The organism is Mesobaculum littorinae, from assembly GCF_004011175.1.
GTDB classification, from domain to species: Bacteria; Pseudomonadota; Alphaproteobacteria; order Rhodobacterales; family Rhodobacteraceae; genus Tranquillimonas; species Tranquillimonas littorinae.
Genome location: NZ_RQXX01000001.1, coordinates 106,068 through 121,836, shown reverse-complemented (window position 1 = coordinate 121,836; position 15,769 = coordinate 106,068). Strand labels below are relative to the sequence as shown.

The 15,769-nt window shown below is 68.9% G+C and carries 14 protein-coding genes; 7 read left to right on the top strand and 7 right to left on the bottom strand.

The window, feature by feature from the left end:
• From EKE94_RS00605 to EKE94_RS00580, 6 genes are all read right to left on the bottom strand, one after another.
• The gene (locus EKE94_RS00605) at window positions 1-849 is read right to left on the bottom strand and encodes an ABC transporter permease (protein WP_127904673.1); all 849 of its coding nucleotides are present in this window, start codon (window positions 847-849) and stop codon (window positions 1-3) included.
• 91 nt (window positions 850-940) lie between these two features.
• Window positions 941-1,993, bottom strand: coding sequence for an ABC transporter substrate-binding protein (locus EKE94_RS00600; RefSeq protein WP_127904672.1), 1,053 nt, complete (start codon window positions 1,991-1,993; stop codon window positions 941-943).
• Window positions 1,994-2,002: 9 nt separating this feature from the next.
• On the bottom strand, window positions 2,003-2,980 hold the full coding sequence (locus EKE94_RS00595; RefSeq protein WP_127904671.1) for a dipeptidase: 978 nt from the start codon (window positions 2,978-2,980) through the stop codon (window positions 2,003-2,005).
• Window positions 2,977-3,666: a hypothetical protein gene (locus EKE94_RS00590; protein ID WP_206614997.1), complete on the bottom strand. Its 690-nt coding sequence runs from the start codon at window positions 3,664-3,666 to the stop codon at window positions 2,977-2,979. Before EKE94_RS00590 ends, EKE94_RS00595 begins: the two co-directional genes overlap by 4 nt.
• The gene (locus EKE94_RS00585) at window positions 3,663-5,354 is read right to left on the bottom strand and encodes a hypothetical protein (RefSeq protein WP_127904670.1); all 1,692 of its coding nucleotides are present in this window, start codon (window positions 5,352-5,354) and stop codon (window positions 3,663-3,665) included. The genes EKE94_RS00590 and EKE94_RS00585 overlap by 4 nt, the downstream gene beginning before the upstream one ends.
• On the bottom strand, window positions 5,351-6,130 hold the full coding sequence (locus EKE94_RS00580; RefSeq protein ID WP_127904669.1) for an IclR family transcriptional regulator: 780 nt from the start codon (window positions 6,128-6,130) through the stop codon (window positions 5,351-5,353). Before EKE94_RS00580 ends, EKE94_RS00585 begins: the two co-directional genes overlap by 4 nt.
• A 312-nt stretch (window positions 6,131-6,442) precedes the next feature.
• On the opposite strand from EKE94_RS00580, the gene EKE94_RS00575 reads away from it, so the two are divergent.
• From EKE94_RS00575 to EKE94_RS00545, 7 genes are all read left to right on the top strand, one after another.
• Entirely contained in the window at window positions 6,443-8,056 is a 1,614-nt protein-coding gene (locus EKE94_RS00575) for an acetolactate synthase large subunit (protein WP_127904668.1), read from the top strand.
• Window positions 8,053-8,646 (top strand): cupin domain-containing protein, encoded by a 594-nt coding sequence (locus EKE94_RS00570; RefSeq protein ID WP_127904667.1) that lies wholly within the window; start codon window positions 8,053-8,055, stop codon window positions 8,644-8,646. The genes EKE94_RS00575 and EKE94_RS00570 overlap by 4 nt, the downstream gene beginning before the upstream one ends.
• A gap of 156 nt (window positions 8,647-8,802) precedes the next feature.
• On the top strand, window positions 8,803-10,101 hold the full coding sequence (gene gabT / locus EKE94_RS00565) for a 4-aminobutyrate--2-oxoglutarate transaminase (protein ID WP_127904666.1): 1,299 nt from the start codon (window positions 8,803-8,805) through the stop codon (window positions 10,099-10,101).
• A gap of 12 nt (window positions 10,102-10,113) precedes the next feature.
• Complete coding sequence (locus EKE94_RS00560) at window positions 10,114-11,307, top strand: acyl-CoA dehydrogenase (RefSeq protein WP_127904665.1); 1,194 nt, start codon at window positions 10,114-10,116, stop codon at window positions 11,305-11,307.
• Between the two features lie 28 nt (window positions 11,308-11,335).
• The gene (locus EKE94_RS00555; protein ID WP_127904664.1) at window positions 11,336-12,772 is read left to right on the top strand and encodes an NAD-dependent succinate-semialdehyde dehydrogenase; all 1,437 of its coding nucleotides are present in this window, start codon (window positions 11,336-11,338) and stop codon (window positions 12,770-12,772) included.
• Between the two features lie 285 nt (window positions 12,773-13,057).
• Window positions 13,058-13,459 carry a GFA family protein gene (locus tag EKE94_RS18510; RefSeq protein WP_164870775.1) on the top strand — a complete coding sequence of 134 codons (402 nt, stop codon included), beginning with the start codon at window positions 13,058-13,060 and terminating at the stop codon, window positions 13,457-13,459.
• Between the two features lie 45 nt (window positions 13,460-13,504).
• A complete protein-coding gene (locus tag EKE94_RS00545) occupies window positions 13,505-14,890 on the top strand; it encodes an aminotransferase (protein WP_127904662.1) in 1,386 nt (461 codons plus the stop codon).
• A 225-nt stretch (window positions 14,891-15,115) separates the two neighbouring features.
• Here EKE94_RS00545 and phaR read toward each other — a convergent pair whose 3' ends face one another.
• Window positions 15,116-15,664, bottom strand: a complete 549-nt coding sequence (gene phaR, locus EKE94_RS00540) for a polyhydroxyalkanoate synthesis repressor PhaR (protein WP_127904661.1) — start codon at window positions 15,662-15,664, stop codon at window positions 15,116-15,118.
• Between the last annotated feature and the right edge of the window lie 105 nt (window positions 15,665-15,769).

The following is a 15,769-nucleotide window of genomic DNA, read 5'->3' as shown; positions in this document are numbered from 1 at the left end:
TCACCCGTAAAGCCGGTCCAGGCCGAAGCGGCGGTGATAGACCGCAAGGATCACCAGCGTCACGGCCAGAAGGATCATCGCCATGGCGGATCCCGGCCCGAAGGCGAGGAACTCCTCGATCTGGCGCCCGATCAGGCCCGCGGCCATCTGTTCGCGCGGCGATCCCAGCAGGACCGGCGTGACGTAGAAGCCCAGGCAGATCACGAAGACCAGCACGGCGCCGTTGGCGATGCCGGGCGCGGTCAGGGGCAGGTAGACATGGCGCATCAGCGATCCGCCGCGCGCGCCCATGCTTTCCGCCGACCGGATCAGCGCGGGGTCGATTTTGGTCATCACGGAATAGATGTTCATGATCATGTAGGGCGCGAGGATGTGCACCATCGCCAGGGTCGAGGCGAAGCGGGTGAAGAGCATCTGCGGCGGCTCGCCGTATCCCAGCGCCTCGATCGCCCAGGCCACAGGCCCGTTACGCCCCAAGAGGACCATCCACGCATAGGTGCGCACCAGGAACGAGGTCCAGAAGCTCATGGTGATCAGCAACAGGATCGCGGTGGCGCGCGCCGGCGTGGTCTTGGTCATCAGCCAAGCGAGCGGATAGCCCACCAGCAGGCAACAGAACGCGACCAGCGCGGCGGTGAAGAAGGTGTTCAGCATCACCTTGCGAAACAGGGTGCCCGTCAGCGCATCGGCGTAGTTGCCGAAGCCCGGCGTGGGTTCGCTGACGCTCATCCACGCGACCTGCGCCAGCGGGACAAGGAAGAAGATCGCCAGATAGAGCGCAAGCGGCGTCAGCAGCAGCCACGGCCACAGGGTCGGTCTGTCAGTGAGGGAGCGCGGCGCGGTCGACATGCCGGTCCTTTCGGAATGGAGGTGAGGGAGAGCCGCCGGAGACGCCCGTGGCGGGCGCCCCCCGGAAAGGCCGGTCGAAACGCGGGCGATGTCAGCTCGCCAGCCACTCCTCGAACCGCATCGAAACCTCTTCGGGATCGGCCCCGAAGTTCAGCATGTCCTGCTCGAAAGTCTGCGGATAGGTGTCGGGCGCCGTGGGCATGCGCGGCTTGGCGGCGTCGGCGATGAACGCGTTCGCGGCGGGGTTCAGCGCGCCGTAGTTCGCCTGCGTTACGAAACCGGCGAGCGGTTCCGCCGAGGTCGCGAATTCCACGAACGCCTTCGCTGCCTCCATGTTGGGCGTGTCCTTGGCGACGACCCAGTAGGCACGTTCGATCTCGGCCTGGTTCCAGGTCATCGCGACGGGCGCGCCCTCATCCTCGGCGGCGAAGTAGTTGCCGTGCCAGATGCCGATCATGTCGACCTCACCGTCGCGCAGGATCTGCGCCGACTGTGCGCCGGCCGTCCACCAGACGGTGATATGCGCCTTGATCTCGTCGAGCTTGGCGAAAGCGCGGTCGATATCCAGCGGGTAGAGATCCTGCGGCGCGACGCCGTCGGCCAGAAGCGCCAGCGGGATGATCCGGGCCGGATAGCGCTGCAGCGACCGCGTACCGGGAAAGCGGTCGACATCCCAGAAATCGGCCCAGCTTTGCGGCGTCTCCTGCCAGTCGGTATCGGTGCGCCACGCCAGAACCGTGGCGAAGGCGTGCGAGCCCATGCCGTTTTCGAACAGACCGTCGGGATAGGTCGGCTCGATCTCTTCCAGCAGACCCGCCTGGTTGGCACGGACGATATCGCCGCCCCCCAGCGAGGTGACGTCGAACTCGTAGACGCCGGTGCGGACCTGCGCGGCCAGCTTGGCAAAGGAGACGGGGCTGACCGTCTCGACCCGGATGCCGGTCTGTTCCGCGAAGGGCTCGAACAGGTTGGCGGTCGCAGCCTCAAGCCACGGACCCCCCCATGAGTTGACGTAAAGCACGTCGGACTGGGCCCGGGCGATGGACGGAGCGGACAGCGCGGCCGCCCCTGCGGCGGCAGTGCCCTGAAGGAAACGGCGGCGCGTGGGACGCAGCAGGCCGTTGCGCTTGGTGAAAGCGGTCATGGTATCCTCTCAGCTGTCGGTCTTGCGGAAGGTTTCGCCGTAGAGACGAAGCCAGTTGCCGTGGGTGATCTTGTCGGCCTCTTCTTGCGAAAACCCCACGGATCGGAGGCCGTTCGGAATGGCGGTCAGGTCTTCGAGTTTCTGGAACCAGTCGGGCGGAGGCGCCTTGCCGGGCCGGGCCGCGCTGGCCGCGCCGTAATCCACGCCGCGGGTCCAGCGGCCCATGCGCATCCACGCATAGTCGGGCGCGGTGAAGTTATGGGCGCGGTCGGTACCTATGGCGACGCTGTCGATGCCCGCGATGTCGACCGTGCGGGCAATCATCTCGCACCACTGCCCAATCGGGCCCGAGTAATAGTCGCCGGTGATGTTGCGATAGGCCGCGCAACCGATCACGCCGCCGGTCTGGCCCAGCGCACGCAGCACGTCGTCGGACTTGTTGCGCTTGTGCGGAAACAGGCTGTCGGCATTGGCGTGGGTGACGGCGATGGGCTTCCCGCTGGCCTCGATCGCCTGCAGGGTCGACCGGTTACCGACATGGCTGCAATCGACCAGCATGCCTGCGCGGTTCATCTCGGCGATCACCTCGCGGCCAAAGCGCGCCAGCCCGCTGTCCTCTGCCTCGTAGCAGCTGCCCGCCAGGTCGTTCTGGTTGTTGTAGGTCAGCTGCACGACCCGGACGCCCAGTTCGGCGAACATCTCGACCAGCCGGATGCGGCCCTCGAAGAGGTTGGCGTTCTGAAAGCCCAGGATCGCGGCGACCCTGCCCTCCTGCGCGGCGCGGGTAATGTCGGCGGGGGTGCGGGCAATCGTGGCCACGTCCGCGTTGTCGCGGATCAGGTCGCGCCAGGCCCCGAGACTGTCGAGGCTTTCCAGCGCCCCCTCCCAGAAGCCGCAGGTGACGACGACGCCCGAAACGCCGCCCGCCTTCAGCCGGGTAAAGCTATCGCGGTCGAAATGACCGCATTGCAGGCCGTCGATCATCATGCCTTGGCCTCCGCGGTGCCGCGCCCGCCGCGGATAAAGCCCGGGTCGGTGTCGTCGTCGTTGTCGGTGCGTCCGATCAGCCTGCCGTCCGGGGTCACGATGACCGGCCCGGCATGGCGCCGCGACACCTCGGAGTCGGGCATGAGCGCGGTCTGCGCCAGCGCCCAGACCCGCCACCACAGCGCCTCGGGGATCGCGGCGCCGTCCTGCATCAGCCGGTCCAGCAGCGGATCGACGGGCGCGGCGCGTGTCGCCGACAGGCAGAGCCCGCCCGCGACGGGGTGCGCGGTGACCTGAAGCCCGAGGCGCGGGCCCAGCGCGGCGATCACCGCCAGCTCCTCCTCGGCGGTGGCGTTGAGTATGGTCAGCGGCGCGTCCACCTCGCCCAGCAGATCGAGCGCCGAGGGCACCGCGATCCACGCATGCTGGCCGCCGACATCGAGCACACGCTCCCTCAGCATCAGCGCGGCGGGATCGGCAGCCTTCACCGTCTCGATATCCGCAAGCAGCCGGTCAAAGCCGCCCAGCCCGGCCCCTTGCGAATACATCACCACATCGCAGAGCGCGGAGAAGAACCCCTTGGGCATAGCGGAGAGCGACAGGATGCGTTCGGACATCAGCCGCATCTCGCGCGGCATCACCCGCAGCAGGCGGTCGGTCGGGGCTGCCATTGGCGAGACGGTCATTGGCGGGGCTCCTCGGGGTAGAACCAGTCGCCGCACTCACCCGCACGCAGGTCGTCAGGGGTGGGAGCGCCGTGACACAGCACACCGCGCAGATTGCGGTTCAGGTAGTCGCGGGTCTTGTCGATGCCGTGCACGGTGACGTTCATCAGCCGCACCAGCGCGATGGGGACGAAATCGGCGGCATTGATATTGGCAAGCGGCGTGTGGAACCCGACGCCCGCCAGCCCCTGCACCCGCGCGACCATGGCGCGATGGCCGGGATGGGCCAGCAAGAACCGCGCCATCGTCGTGTCGGCCGCCGTCGCGCGCAGGTCGGTCGCCAGCCGCTGCACGTCGCCTGCCACGTCCAGGCCGAGGTCGCGCGCGCCGGGCACCTCGGACCGCAGGCCGCGGCGCGGCTCCTCGGCGCTTTCGGACTTGTACCAGACGTAGTCCATCGCGCCCCCGGCCCGCATGTCGATCTCGGTCGCCCAGGTCCACTCCCCCTCGATCAGGTGCAGCATCTCCGACGCGGTGCGACGGGGGTCGACCTGCATCTCGTCTTCGCCCGCGATCCCCGCGGCCAGCGCGTCGGCGGTTTCAGGAACCAGCTCGATCATCAGCGACAGAAGCGTCTCGGACGTCTCGGGGCAGGTGCCGCGCGCGGCGTGTTCGGCCAGGTCGCGCAGGGGATATCCCCCCTGCCCCTCCAGAGCTTCGAGCGGGGGGATCAGGCCGCGCAGTTCGGCCGCGACCCGGGCGCTGGCGGCGAAGGTCTCGTAGACCATGCGGTCCTCTTCGCGGAACGTCGCGGCGCGGTCGATCAGGCCGCGCAGCCGGGCCACCCGCTGCGGCGTGGCCGGCAGCCGCAGCGCCGCCGCGATGGCGCGTTCGCGCGCTTCGATCCAGCCGGCGATCAGGCGCGGATGCTTCTGGATGTAGAAGATCAGCCCAAGCGCCGAGCCATTGCCGACCCCCAGCCAGCGCCGGATCCGGGGGGAAAGCGGCACGGCCGTGTCGGGCGCTTGCAGCCGGGCCAGATGCTCGACCAGATCGCAGGAAAACTCGCGCATCAGGTAGGCGGTCAGGATCTGTGCCTCGAGCGGGCGACCCAGGGCATGGTCGGGCCCGAGCGCCGGGAAGGGCCGCGTGCCAAAGGTTCCGTTGCCGTCGAGCCCGGTGTTGCGCATCAGGTAGCAGACGTCGTTCAGGTCGCCGATGCGCGGCTGCCGCCCTTCGGCTAGCGCATCGCGCGTCAGGCCGAAGGCGCGCATCGACCGGTTCGACCGGCACCAGATCAGCGCGTTCGGCGTGGCCCGCCCACGGTAGAGGCGCGGCAGCTCGTCGCGCGCGCTTTCGATGTCGGTCTCGGTCGCGGGGCCTTCGTTCAGGGTGCCCATCATGTCCCACGACCGGCCGATGATCCGCCCGGTACGGCCCTTGGGCTCGGGCTTGAACGAGATGCCGATGAAGCTGAACTCCTGCCCCGGCGCCTTGATCGAATAGACCACCGTGCCGCGCCCCTCGGCATCGACGTCGAAACGGGTGGGCCGGATGTCCCAGCGTTCGCGGCCCATCTTGTTGAGAAAGGCGCGCGCGCCCGACAGGCGCGAGGGCTGCATCGCCGACAGCCGGTCGGGCTGCATGACGACGCGCCAGTCGCGCAGGCCCGGCGTGCCGTCGGTGTCGAAGGGATGGGCGGGGGTCATGTCGGGGTCTCCTGAGAGCCGCGCAGCATCGCCGAGATTTCGGCGGCGGCGGCCAGAACCGGGCCACGCACGTGGTCGAGGTCGAAACGCTGATCGGGCTGGACCAGCGACAGGGCCGCCGCGCAGCCCCCGCGCGGGTCCGCGACCGGGGCGGCGAAGCCCACAACCCCCGAATGGGTGTAGCCCGACGACACCGCCCAGCCGTCCGCGCGCACCTGCGCCAGCACATCGGGCGGGGCCAGCGGCACGGTGCCGTCCTGCAACCGCTGCAGCGTCGCGGCGTCGGCAAAGGCGGTCAGCACCCGCCCCGAGGCCGAGCCTTCGAGGTCGAGCATCGTCCCGATCTCCTGCACCGCGCGCAGCAGGCTGTCGGATTCGACCCGGGCGACGATGCAGGGGCGCCCGCGGTCCAGGATCGCCAGAGACACGGTTTCGCCCAGCGTCTCGCACAGCCGGTGCAGCACGGGTTCGGCCCGGGCACCGATGTCGGCCTGATCCAGCGCGGCGGCAGCCAGCCGGACCGAATACATCGACAGCCGGTAGCTGCCCCCGTCGTCCTGTTCCAGCATCCCCGCCTCGAGCAGCGTCAGCAGCCGCTGGTAGGCCGTGGCCCGCGACAGGCCGGTGGCGGCCGTCACCTCGGACAACCGCAGCGGCCGGCGCGACGCGGCAAAGAGCGCCAGCAGGTCGAGCGTCTTGAGAACCGTAGACAAGGGGCGCACGCCGCGGTTGGCTGCCTTGTCGGGTTGTATTTTATTAGAATACTTGTTATCCATATTGAATATGCTGCGTTGCCGTCGCGCGACCTGTCAAACCCGATTTTCGGGTCCCTGCAGCGCCTGCCTGACCGAAATCGCGCCTTTTCCTGAGCAATCCTCAGTCTTTCTTCGGTTGGAAACCGAAACGACATCGGCAGAAAAATTCTTATATTTCCCACCACTGACCGTTTCATGAGCGGAAATTTCACGAATCGGCCTGTTGCACCGCACCCCAGCACTTCGCGGCCGCCTGGGGTGCTCAAAATATTTGACAGGCGCATCTGCGCGCCCGATGACTTTGCCCGTATGCCGGATGCAAAGGACGCCCAGATGACCGATCCCGACCGCCATGACGGCAAGCCCACCTCCGCGACGTCCCAGACCGGCCCGAATGCGCCGAACGGGGCCGATGCACTGATCGGCGCGCTGGTGGAGGGCGGGGTCGATACCTGCTTTGCCAACCCCGGCACGACCGAAATGCATCTGGTCGCCGCGCTGGGCCGGGCCCCGGGAATGACCACGCATCTTTGCCTTTTCGAGGGCGTGGCGACGGGCGCCGCGGACGGCTATGCGCGGATGACGGGGCGGCCGGCGATGGTGTTGCTTCACCTTGGCCCCGGCCTCGCCAACGGGATGGCGAACCTGCACAACGCGAAGAAGGCCGCGACACCGCTGGTCTGCGTGGTCGGCGAACATGCCACCCACCACCTGGCCTACGACGCGCCGCTTGCCGCAGATATCGAGGGGATGGCGCGCACCGTCTCGGACGTCGTGATCACCCCAGACACGCCCGACCACGTGGCGCGCGACACTGCCGATTTACTGGGCCGCCTGACCCGGGGCGACACCCGCGTCGGCACGGTGGTGATGCCCAACGACGTCGCGTGGTCCCCCGTCTCGGCCGAAATCACGCGCCCGGACCCGCGCCCCGCGCCTGCCCAGGACGCCCCGGCGATCCGGGCGGCGGCCGACACCCTGCGCGCAGCCGGCAACAAGGGCCTGCTGCTTCTGGGTGCGCCGCGCCTCACCCGGCGGGCGGCGGCGTTGGCCTCTGCCATCGGGGCGGCCACCGGCTGCGCCGTGCGGACCGAGGCGGCGGTGGCGCGGATGGAGCGCGGGCGCGACACGCACCCGCTGACCCGCGTCCCGTTCCACGTCGACCTCGCGCTCGAGGCGCTGAAGGACGTGGCCCAGGCGGTGCTGGTGGGCGCGCGCGAACCGGTGGCCTTCTTCGCCTACCCCGACCGCCCCAGCCGCCTGCTGCCCGAAGGCTGCGGGGTAACGGCGATCGCGCCGCCGCTGTCGGATATAGAGGCGCCGCTCGCCGCGCTGGCCGAGGCACTGGGCGCCGCGACCACCGCCCCCGTGACCGCCCCCGACGCGTCGCCCGGGGGGGATGGGCCGATAACGCCCGACACGCTGGGCGCGTCGGTCGCGGCCACCCTGCCCGAGGGGGCCATCGTCGTGGATGAATCAATCACCAACGGCGCACCGATGTTCACCGCCTGCGCCGCGGCTGCGCCGCATGACTGGCTGAACAACCGCGGCGGATCGATCGGCTACTCGATGCCCGTCTCAGTGGGCGCCGCCACGGCCTGCCCGGACCGGCGCGTGCTGTGCGTCACCGGCGACGGCTCGGCTGCCTATACGCCGCAGGCGCTCTGGACCATGGCGCGCGGTCGGCTCGACGTCACGGTGGTGATCCTTGCAAACCGCGCGTACCGCATCCTCGCCAACGAGATGTCGAAGATCGGCGCGGGCCGCCCCGACGGGACGACGATGCCGATGATGGAGCTGACGGACCCGACGCCGGACTGGGTGAAGATCGCCGAGGGCCATGGCGTGCCCGGCGTCCGGGTCGACACCGCCGCGGACCTGACCCAGGCGCTGGCCCGCGCCCACGCCACCCCCGGCCCGACCCTGATCGAAGCCGTGCTGGCATGACCGGCATCGCACCCGAATTCGACATCGGCGCCCGCCTTCTGGCGATGCGCCGTGCGGCCCGCCTGTCCCAGCGCCAGCTGGCCGAAAGAGCGGGCGTGCCGCATGCCCAGATCTCGGTGATCGAAACAAACCGCTCAAGCCCCTCGATCTCGACCCTGCGCAAGATCCTGACCGGGCTGAACCTGACCATGGCCGATTTCTTCGACGGCGAACGCGCCGCCCCAGAGGGCCCGTTCTTCGGCCGCGACGACCTGATCGACCTGACCTCGAAGGTGCCCGTCTCGGGCGCGCAGGACATGGAGGGGCGCATCACCTTCCGCCAGATCGGGGATGCGCGCCGCAACAACCTGCAAATGCTGCACGAGGTCTACGAAGCCGGCGCCGACACCGGCGAAACCCGGCTCGAGCACTTCTCGAACGAGGGTGGCTACGTCATCGAGGGCGCGCTCGAGGTGACGGTGGGCGAGGATGTGCGCGTGCTGTGCCCGGGCGAATCCTACCTCTTCGACAGCCGCATCCCGCACCGGTTCCGAAACGTGCACGACGGCAGGACCGTGGTCGTGTCGGCCTGCACGCCGCCCTACCTGTGATCTGCGCAAAATATAACGCCGTCCGGGATCGGCACATCCTGATACCACCAAGAATCCGCCAATGTCCGCTCAATTTTCTAAGCGCACCCTTGCACCCTTTCCCCGCCGGCGTAAGCTGACCCGCAAAGCCTCCCCCCACCTGTCCGGAGCCCCCAGATGACCGCAAATTCAGACCTTGAAACCCGCCGCCGCGCGGCTGTCGCCCGCGGCGCGGCCGGCAAGGGCGTCTATGCCGTGCGCGCCGAGAATGCCGAGCTTTGGGACGCCGACGGGCGCCGCTATCTCGACCTGGCCGCCGGGATCGCCGTTCTGAACACCGGCCACCGCCATCCCCGCGTCATGGCCGCGGTCGAGGAGCAGATGGCCGCCTTTACGCATACCTGTTTCCACGTCGCTCCGTTCGAGGGCTACGTGAGGCTGTGCGAACGCCTGAATGCCGCGGTCGACACCGGCGCCCCGAACCGGTCGCTTCTGCTGACCACCGGGGTCGAGGCGGTGGAGAACGCGATCAAGATCGCGCGCGCCGCCACCGGCCGCAGCGGGATCGTCGCCTTCGGCGGCGGCTTTCACGGGCGCACCAGTCTTGGGATGGCGCTGACCGGCAAGGTGATGCCATACAAGCGTTCGTTCGGCCCTTCGCCCGTGGGCATCTTTCACGCGCCCTTCCCCAACGCCTATCATGGCGTGTCGGTGGACGAGGCCCTGCGCGGGCTCGACATGGTGCTGCATGCCGATCTCGCCCCCGAGGACACCGCCGCGTTTATCGTCGAGCCGGTGCAGGGCGAAGGCGGGTTCAACGTGATCCCGCCCGAATTCATGGCGGCGCTGCGCGAGATCGCGGATCGCCACGGCATCCTGCTGATCGTCGACGAGGTGCAGGGTGGCATGGCGCGCACCGGGCGGATGCTGTCGGTCGAACATACCGGGGTGAAGCCCGATCTCGTGACGCTGGCCAAGGGGCTGGGCGGCGGCTTCCCGATCTCGGCCGTGGTCGGCCGGGCCGAGGTCATGGATGTGCCGCATGCCGGCGGCCTGGGCGGCACCTATGCTGGCAACCCCCTGGCCGTGGCCGCCGCCAATGCCGTGCTCGACGTGATCGAGGACGAGAACCTGATCGGGCGCGCCACCGAGATCGGCGCCCGGATCAAGTCGCGCCTGACCGCCACCGCCCAGCGCAACGCGATGTCGGCCATCGGCGATATCCGCGGCCTGGGCGCCATGATCGCCTTCGAGCTTGTGACCGACCGCGACAGCCGCGCCCCCGACCCGGGCCTTGCCGCGCGCATCGCGGCCGAGGCCGAGCGGGCGGGCCTTCTGATCCTGACCTGCGGCACCCGTGGCAACGCGGTGCGCCTGCTTCCGCCGCTGACGATTTCGGACACGCAGCTTGACGAGGCGCTCGACCTGCTTGACCAAGCCATTGCCGCCGCGATCGGCGCGGACATCGCCGCCTGAGGAGACACCGACATGCCCAAGGACACCCCGAACCGGCTGGTCTGGGACGACCCGCTGCTGCTGGAAGACCTGCTGACGGAAGACGAGCGGATGATCCGCGACGCCGCCCGCGCCTTCGCCGAGACCGAGCTGCGCCCCCGTATCGACCGCGCGTATCTTGACGAGGAAACCGACCCCGAGCTGTTCCGCCTGATGGGCGAACAGGGCCTGCTGGGGGTCACCGTGCCCGAGGAGTACGGCTGCGCCGGAGCGGGCTACGTGTCTTACGGGCTGGTCGCGCGCGAGGTCGAGCGCGTGGATTCGGGCTATCGCTCGATGATGAGCGTGCAGTCGAGCCTGGTGATGTACCCGATCTTCGCCTACGGCTCTGACGCGCAGAAGCAGGAGCTTCTGCCAAAGCTCGCCACCGGCGAGTACATCGGCTGCTTCGGGCTGACCGAACCCGACGCGGGCTCGGACCCCGGGTCGATGAAGACCCGCGCGGTCAAGACCGCCGACGGCTACCGGATCAGCGGCGCGAAGACCTGGATCTCGAACGCGCCCATCGCCGACGTCTTCGTCGTCTGGGCCAAGTCCGACTCGCATGACGGCAAGATCCGCGGTTTTGTCCTGCGCAAGGGGATGAAGGGCCTTTCGGCGCCCAAGATCGACGGCAAGCTGTCGCTGCGCGCCAGCATCACCGGCGAAATCGTGATGGAGGATGTCGAGGTCGGAGAGGACGCATTGCTGCCCGGGGTTGAGGGGCTTGCCGGCCCCTTCGGCTGCCTGAACCGGGCGCGCTACGGCATCTCCTGGGGCTCGATGGGCGCGGCCGAGGATTGCTGGCACCGAGCGCGGGCCTACGGGCTGGACCGGACGCAGTTCGGCCGCCCCCTTGCCCAGACCCAGCTGTTCCAGAAGAAACTCGCCGACATGCAGACCGAGATCACGCTGGGCCTGCACGCGTCGCTGCGGGTGGGACGCCTGATGGACGAGGGGCGTTTCGCGCCCGAGATGATCTCGATGGTCAAGCGCAACAACTGCGGCAAGGCGCTGGACATCGCCCGTACCGCCCGCGACATGCATGGCGGCAACGGCATCCAGATCGAATACCAGGTGATGCGGCATGCCCAGAACCTTGAAACCGTCAACACCTACGAAGGCACCCATGACGTGCACGCCCTGATCCTGGGCCGCGCGCAGACCGGCCTTCAGGCGTTCTTCTGATCCGACTTCAGAACCCTTGGACCCCGACATGACCGACTATCCCGATACCCTGCTTTTCATCGATGGTGAGTGGCGCGCCGCCTCGGACGGCCGCACCATCCCCGTCGTGGACCCCGGCACCGAAGAGGTGATCGGCCAGGTCGCGCATGCCTCGACCGGCGATCTGGACGCCGCGCTCGACGCCGCGGCGCGCGGCTTTGCCACCTGGCGCGCGGTGCCGGCCTTCGACCGGGCCAAGCTGATGCGCAAGGCCGCCGGCCTGCTGCGCGACCGCGCCCCCGCGATCGCCCGCCTCATGACGCTGGAACAGGGCAAGCCGCTGGCACAGGCCCAGGCCGAGACGATGGCCGGGGCCGACGTCATCGACTGGTTCGCCGAGGAGGCGCGGCGCACCTACGGCCAGACGATCCCCGCTCGCACCCCGGGCGTGACGCAGATCACGCTGAAACAGCCCGTGGGCCCGGTCGCGGCCTTCACGCCCTGGAACTTCCCGATCAACCAGGCGGTGCGCAAGCTGTCGGCGGCGCTGGCCACTGGCTGCTCGATCATCGTCAAGGCCCCCGAGGAGACACCCGCGGCGCCCGCCGAACTGGTGCGCTGCTTCATCGACGCGGGCCTGCCCGCCGGTGTCGTGGGACTGGTCTTCGGCGTGCCGGCAGAGATCAGCGAATACCTGATCCCGCACCCCGTGATCGCCAAGATCAGCTTTACCGGCTCGACCGCGGTGGGCAAGCACCTCGCCGCGCTGGCCGGAGCCCACATGAAACGCGCGACGATGGAGCTGGGCGGCCATGCGCCGGTCATGGTCTTCGACGACGCGGACGTGCAGCAGGCCGTGTCGCTGATGTCGGCGCACAAGTATCGCAACGCGGGGCAGGTCTGCGTCTCGCCCACCCGGTTCCTGGTGCAGGACGGCATCGCCGACCGCTTCATGGCCGATTTCGTCGACTATGCCCGCGCGGTGAAGGTGGGCCACGGGCTTGACGACGGCGTCGACATGGGACCGCTGGCCAACGACCGCCGCGCTCCGGCGCTGGAGCGGATGATCGAGGATGCCGTGGCCCGGGGCGGCCGGCTGGTTCATGGCGGGCGCCGCATCGGCAACAAGGGGTATTTCTTCGAGCCCACCGTGCTGGCCGACGTGCCCGCCTCGGCCGAGATCATGAACGAAGAACCGTTCGGCCCCGTTGCCGTGATCAACCGCATCGCCGGCGCCGACGACGCGCTGACCGAGGCGAACCGCCTGTCCTACGGTCTTGCCGCCTATGCCTTCACCGGCTCTTCGGCAACTGCGCAGCGCCTGCGCGACGAGGTGCGGGCCGGCATGCTGACGATCAACCACCTGGGCCTCGCCCTCCCCGAGGTGCCCTTCGGCGGCCTGGGTGATTCGGGCTATGGCACCGAGGGTGGCTCGGACGCGGTCGTGGCCTATCTCGACACCCGCTTCGTCAGCCAGCTGCACTGACATCCCGGCGCCCCCGTCAGGGGGCGCTCACTTCCACCCGGCAGGCCGGGTCGACTGGCGTTTCGGCGGCCTCCGCCCCGTCCCCCGCGATCAAGTGATGTCACACGTGAGCGCCGGCCGGGGCCGCCGAACCGACACGCCAAGCTGTGTTTCGGGGCCGCTCCGGCCTTGCCGGCCCCGTCCCTTCGGGTACCATTCCACGCGAGAGACCCACGCGCCGTCACGGCGTGCCGTGCTGGGGCGCCACTGGACGGCCCAAGCCCACCCGGTAACAGGAGATGCGACGTGACCCGCGGACACTGCCTGTGCGGCGCCTGCCGCTACGAGTTCGATCCAGACGCCCTGCTGTGGCAGGGCCATTGCCACTGCGATAGCTGCCGGCGCGCCACCGGCGCGGGCTTTGCCAGCTATGCCGCGGTGCGCGACGATGCGTGGGGCTGGAGTGCGGGCGTCCCGCGCCCCTACGAAAGCTCGCCCGGGGTCTGGCGCTGGTTCTGCCCCGAATGCGGCGGGGCGTTGGCCTATGCCGCGCCCCAGGCCTATCCGGGCGAGATGCACTTTCTGGCCGCGACCTTCGACGATCCCGCGCGCTTCGCCCCCACCCACCACGGACATGCCGAAGACCGGCTTCCCTGGATCCGGCTGGATGACGGCCTGCCGTGGCGGCGCGGCACCGATCGCGATTGAAGCGGACCGGTCCCCGCCCTAGGCTTCGGTCAAAGGAGACATCCCATGCCCGAAGATCACGCCAACAGCTGGGAGGCCCGCGCCGCCGCCCACAGCTTCTACGGCTTCACCGACCTGCCCTCGGTCCGCGAGCGCGGCACCGTCGTCGTCACCCATGGCGAAGGCGCCTATGTCGTGGACACGCACGGACGACGCTACCTGGATGCCAATTCCGGCTTGTGGAACATGGTCGCCGGCTTCGACCATCCCGGCCTGGCCGCCGCGGCCAAGGCGCAATACGACCGCTTTCCCGGATACCACGCCTTCTTCGGCCGGATGTCCGACCAGACGGTGATGCTGTCGGAACGTCTCGCCGCGCTTGCACCCTTCAACGACGCGAAGGTTTTCTATACCAACTCGGGCTCGGAAGCGAACGACACGCTGGTCAAGATGCTGTGGTTCCTGGCCCGCGCCGAGGGCCAGCCCGCGCGTCGCAAGATCCTGACCCGCAAGAACGCCTATCACGGGGTCACGGCGGTCTCGGCCTCGATGACGGGCAAGCCCTACAACGAGGTCTTCGGCCTGCCGCTGGACGGGTTCATCCACCTGACCTGCCCGCATTACTGGCGCGAGGGGCGGCCGGGCGAAAGCGAGGCCCAGTTCACCCGGCGCCTGGCCGAGGAACTGGACGAGGTCATCACCCGCGAGGGGCCCGAGACCATCGCCGCCTTCGTGGCCGAGCCTGTGATGGGCGCGGGCGGGGTCATCCCGCCCTCCGAGGGATATTTCCAGGCGATCCAGCCGATCCTGAAGCGCCACGGAATCCCGCTGGTGTCGGACGAGGTGATCTGCGGCTTCGGCCGCACGGGCGAGGTCTGGGGAGCCGACGCGCTGGGGTTCACGCCCGACGCGATCATCGCCTCGAAAGCGCTGACCGCGGGGTATTTCCCGATGGGCGCGGTGATCCTGGGACCCGAGCTGGCCGACCGGCTGCAGGTGGCGGTGGATGCGATCGAGGAATTCCCCCACGGCTTCACCGCCTCGGGGCACCCGGTAGGCTGCGCGGTCGCGCTGAAGGCCATCGAGGTGATCCTGGACGGCGCCGATGGCGCGGCGCCGCTGATCGACAACGTGCGGCGCATGACCCCGGTGTTCGAGGCCGGAATGGCGCGGCTGGCGCAGCACCCGCATATCGGCGAGTGGCGCGGACGCGGGCTGATGGGGGCGCTGGAGGCGGTGGCCGACAAGGACAGCGGAACACCCTTTGCGGGGCATCTTTCGGTGTCAGAACGCATCGCCAACACCTGTACCGACCTGGGGCTGATCTGCCGCCCGCTGGGCCAGGCCGTGGTGCTGTGCCCGCCCTTCATCCTGGATGACGGGCAGATGGACGAGATGTTCGGCAAGCTGGAGACGGCGCTGGAGCGGGTCTTCGCGGAGGTCGCTGGTTAAGTTGTGCCATGGCGCCGCCCCTGGCGGGCGTCGCGCCGCGGGGGTTTCACACCCCCGCACCCCCGTGGAGTATTTGGAAAGAGAAGAAACAGCGGGCCGGGGATCGGGGGCGATCGGGGTGCGCGGGAGGTGGCCTTACGCTCTTGCGATTTCCGCGTTGCTCGGGGGTGGGATGTATGCGCGGAGTGCCGGGCGGTTGTCTGGGCGCCGTGACGGCGCCCTCCGTCAGCCTTCGCGGGCGAGGCGGGCCTGAAGTTCGGCGAGCTGGCGCTTGATCTCCGCGATCTCCTGCTTGTCATCGTCCGCTGGGTCGGGCGCCTCGGGGGCCGGACCCGACGTGCCGGACCAGCCGCCGGTCATCGCCTTGAGGAACGCCTGCTGCTGGGCGCGCATCGCCTCGAACGCCGGGACGCCGGCCATCGGCGCGGTCATGTTGTCGAGCATCTTGCTTTGGCTGTCGCGCAGCATCTCGAAGGACTGGGCGAGGAATTGCGGCACCACGGACTGCGTCTGCGTCGCATAGCTGCGCACGAGATCCGTGAGCACGGCCAGCGGCAGGACGTTTTCGCCCTTCGATTCGTGTTCGGCGATGATCTGAAGCAGGTACTGCCGGGTCAGGTCGTCGCCGGACTTGAGATCGACGATCTGCACCTCGCGGCCCTTGCGGATGAAGCCCGCGATATCCTCGAGCGTGACGTAATCGCTGGTTTCGGTGTTGTAGAGCCGGCGGCTGGCGTAGCGCTTGATCAAGAGCGGTGACTGGGCTTCGGCCAAGGCTTCCCTCCCCCTTGTTGCTGTGCAGCATGAGCGTAGGTCACGCAACGCCCGATGGAAAGAGCTCATCCATCCGCAGGGGATGCACGCGTCTGCCGAGGTTTT

Excerpts from the sequence above, each read along its gene's own strand:
- EKE94_RS00560 (WP_127904665.1), top strand. The coding sequence starts at position 10,114 with ATGCCCAAGGACACCCCGAACCGGCTGGTCTGGGACGACCCGCTGCTG.
- EKE94_RS00600 (WP_127904672.1), bottom strand. The coding sequence starts at position 1,993 with ATGACCGCTTTCACCAAGCGCAACGGCCTGCTGCGTCCCACGCGCCGC.
- EKE94_RS00605 (WP_127904673.1), bottom strand. The coding sequence starts at position 849 with ATGTCGACCGCGCCGCGCTCCCTCACTGACAGACCGACCCTGTGGCCG.
- EKE94_RS00590 (WP_206614997.1), bottom strand. The coding sequence starts at position 3,666 with ATGACCGTCTCGCCAATGGCAGCCCCGACCGACCGCCTGCTGCGGGTG.
- EKE94_RS00555 (WP_127904664.1), top strand. The coding sequence starts at position 11,336 with ATGACCGACTATCCCGATACCCTGCTTTTCATCGATGGTGAGTGGCGC.
- EKE94_RS00570 (WP_127904667.1), top strand. The coding sequence starts at position 8,053 with ATGACCGGCATCGCACCCGAATTCGACATCGGCGCCCGCCTTCTGGCG.
- EKE94_RS00545 (WP_127904662.1), top strand. The coding sequence starts at position 13,505 with ATGCCCGAAGATCACGCCAACAGCTGGGAGGCCCGCGCCGCCGCCCAC.
- EKE94_RS00595 (WP_127904671.1), bottom strand. The coding sequence starts at position 2,980 with ATGATGATCGACGGCCTGCAATGCGGTCATTTCGACCGCGATAGCTTT.
- EKE94_RS00575 (WP_127904668.1), top strand. The coding sequence starts at position 6,443 with ATGACCGATCCCGACCGCCATGACGGCAAGCCCACCTCCGCGACGTCC.
- EKE94_RS00585 (WP_127904670.1), bottom strand. The coding sequence starts at position 5,354 with ATGACCCCCGCCCATCCCTTCGACACCGACGGCACGCCGGGCCTGCGC.
- gabT (WP_127904666.1), top strand. The coding sequence starts at position 8,803 with ATGACCGCAAATTCAGACCTTGAAACCCGCCGCCGCGCGGCTGTCGCC.
- EKE94_RS00580 (WP_127904669.1), bottom strand. The coding sequence starts at position 6,130 with ATGGATAACAAGTATTCTAATAAAATACAACCCGACAAGGCAGCCAAC.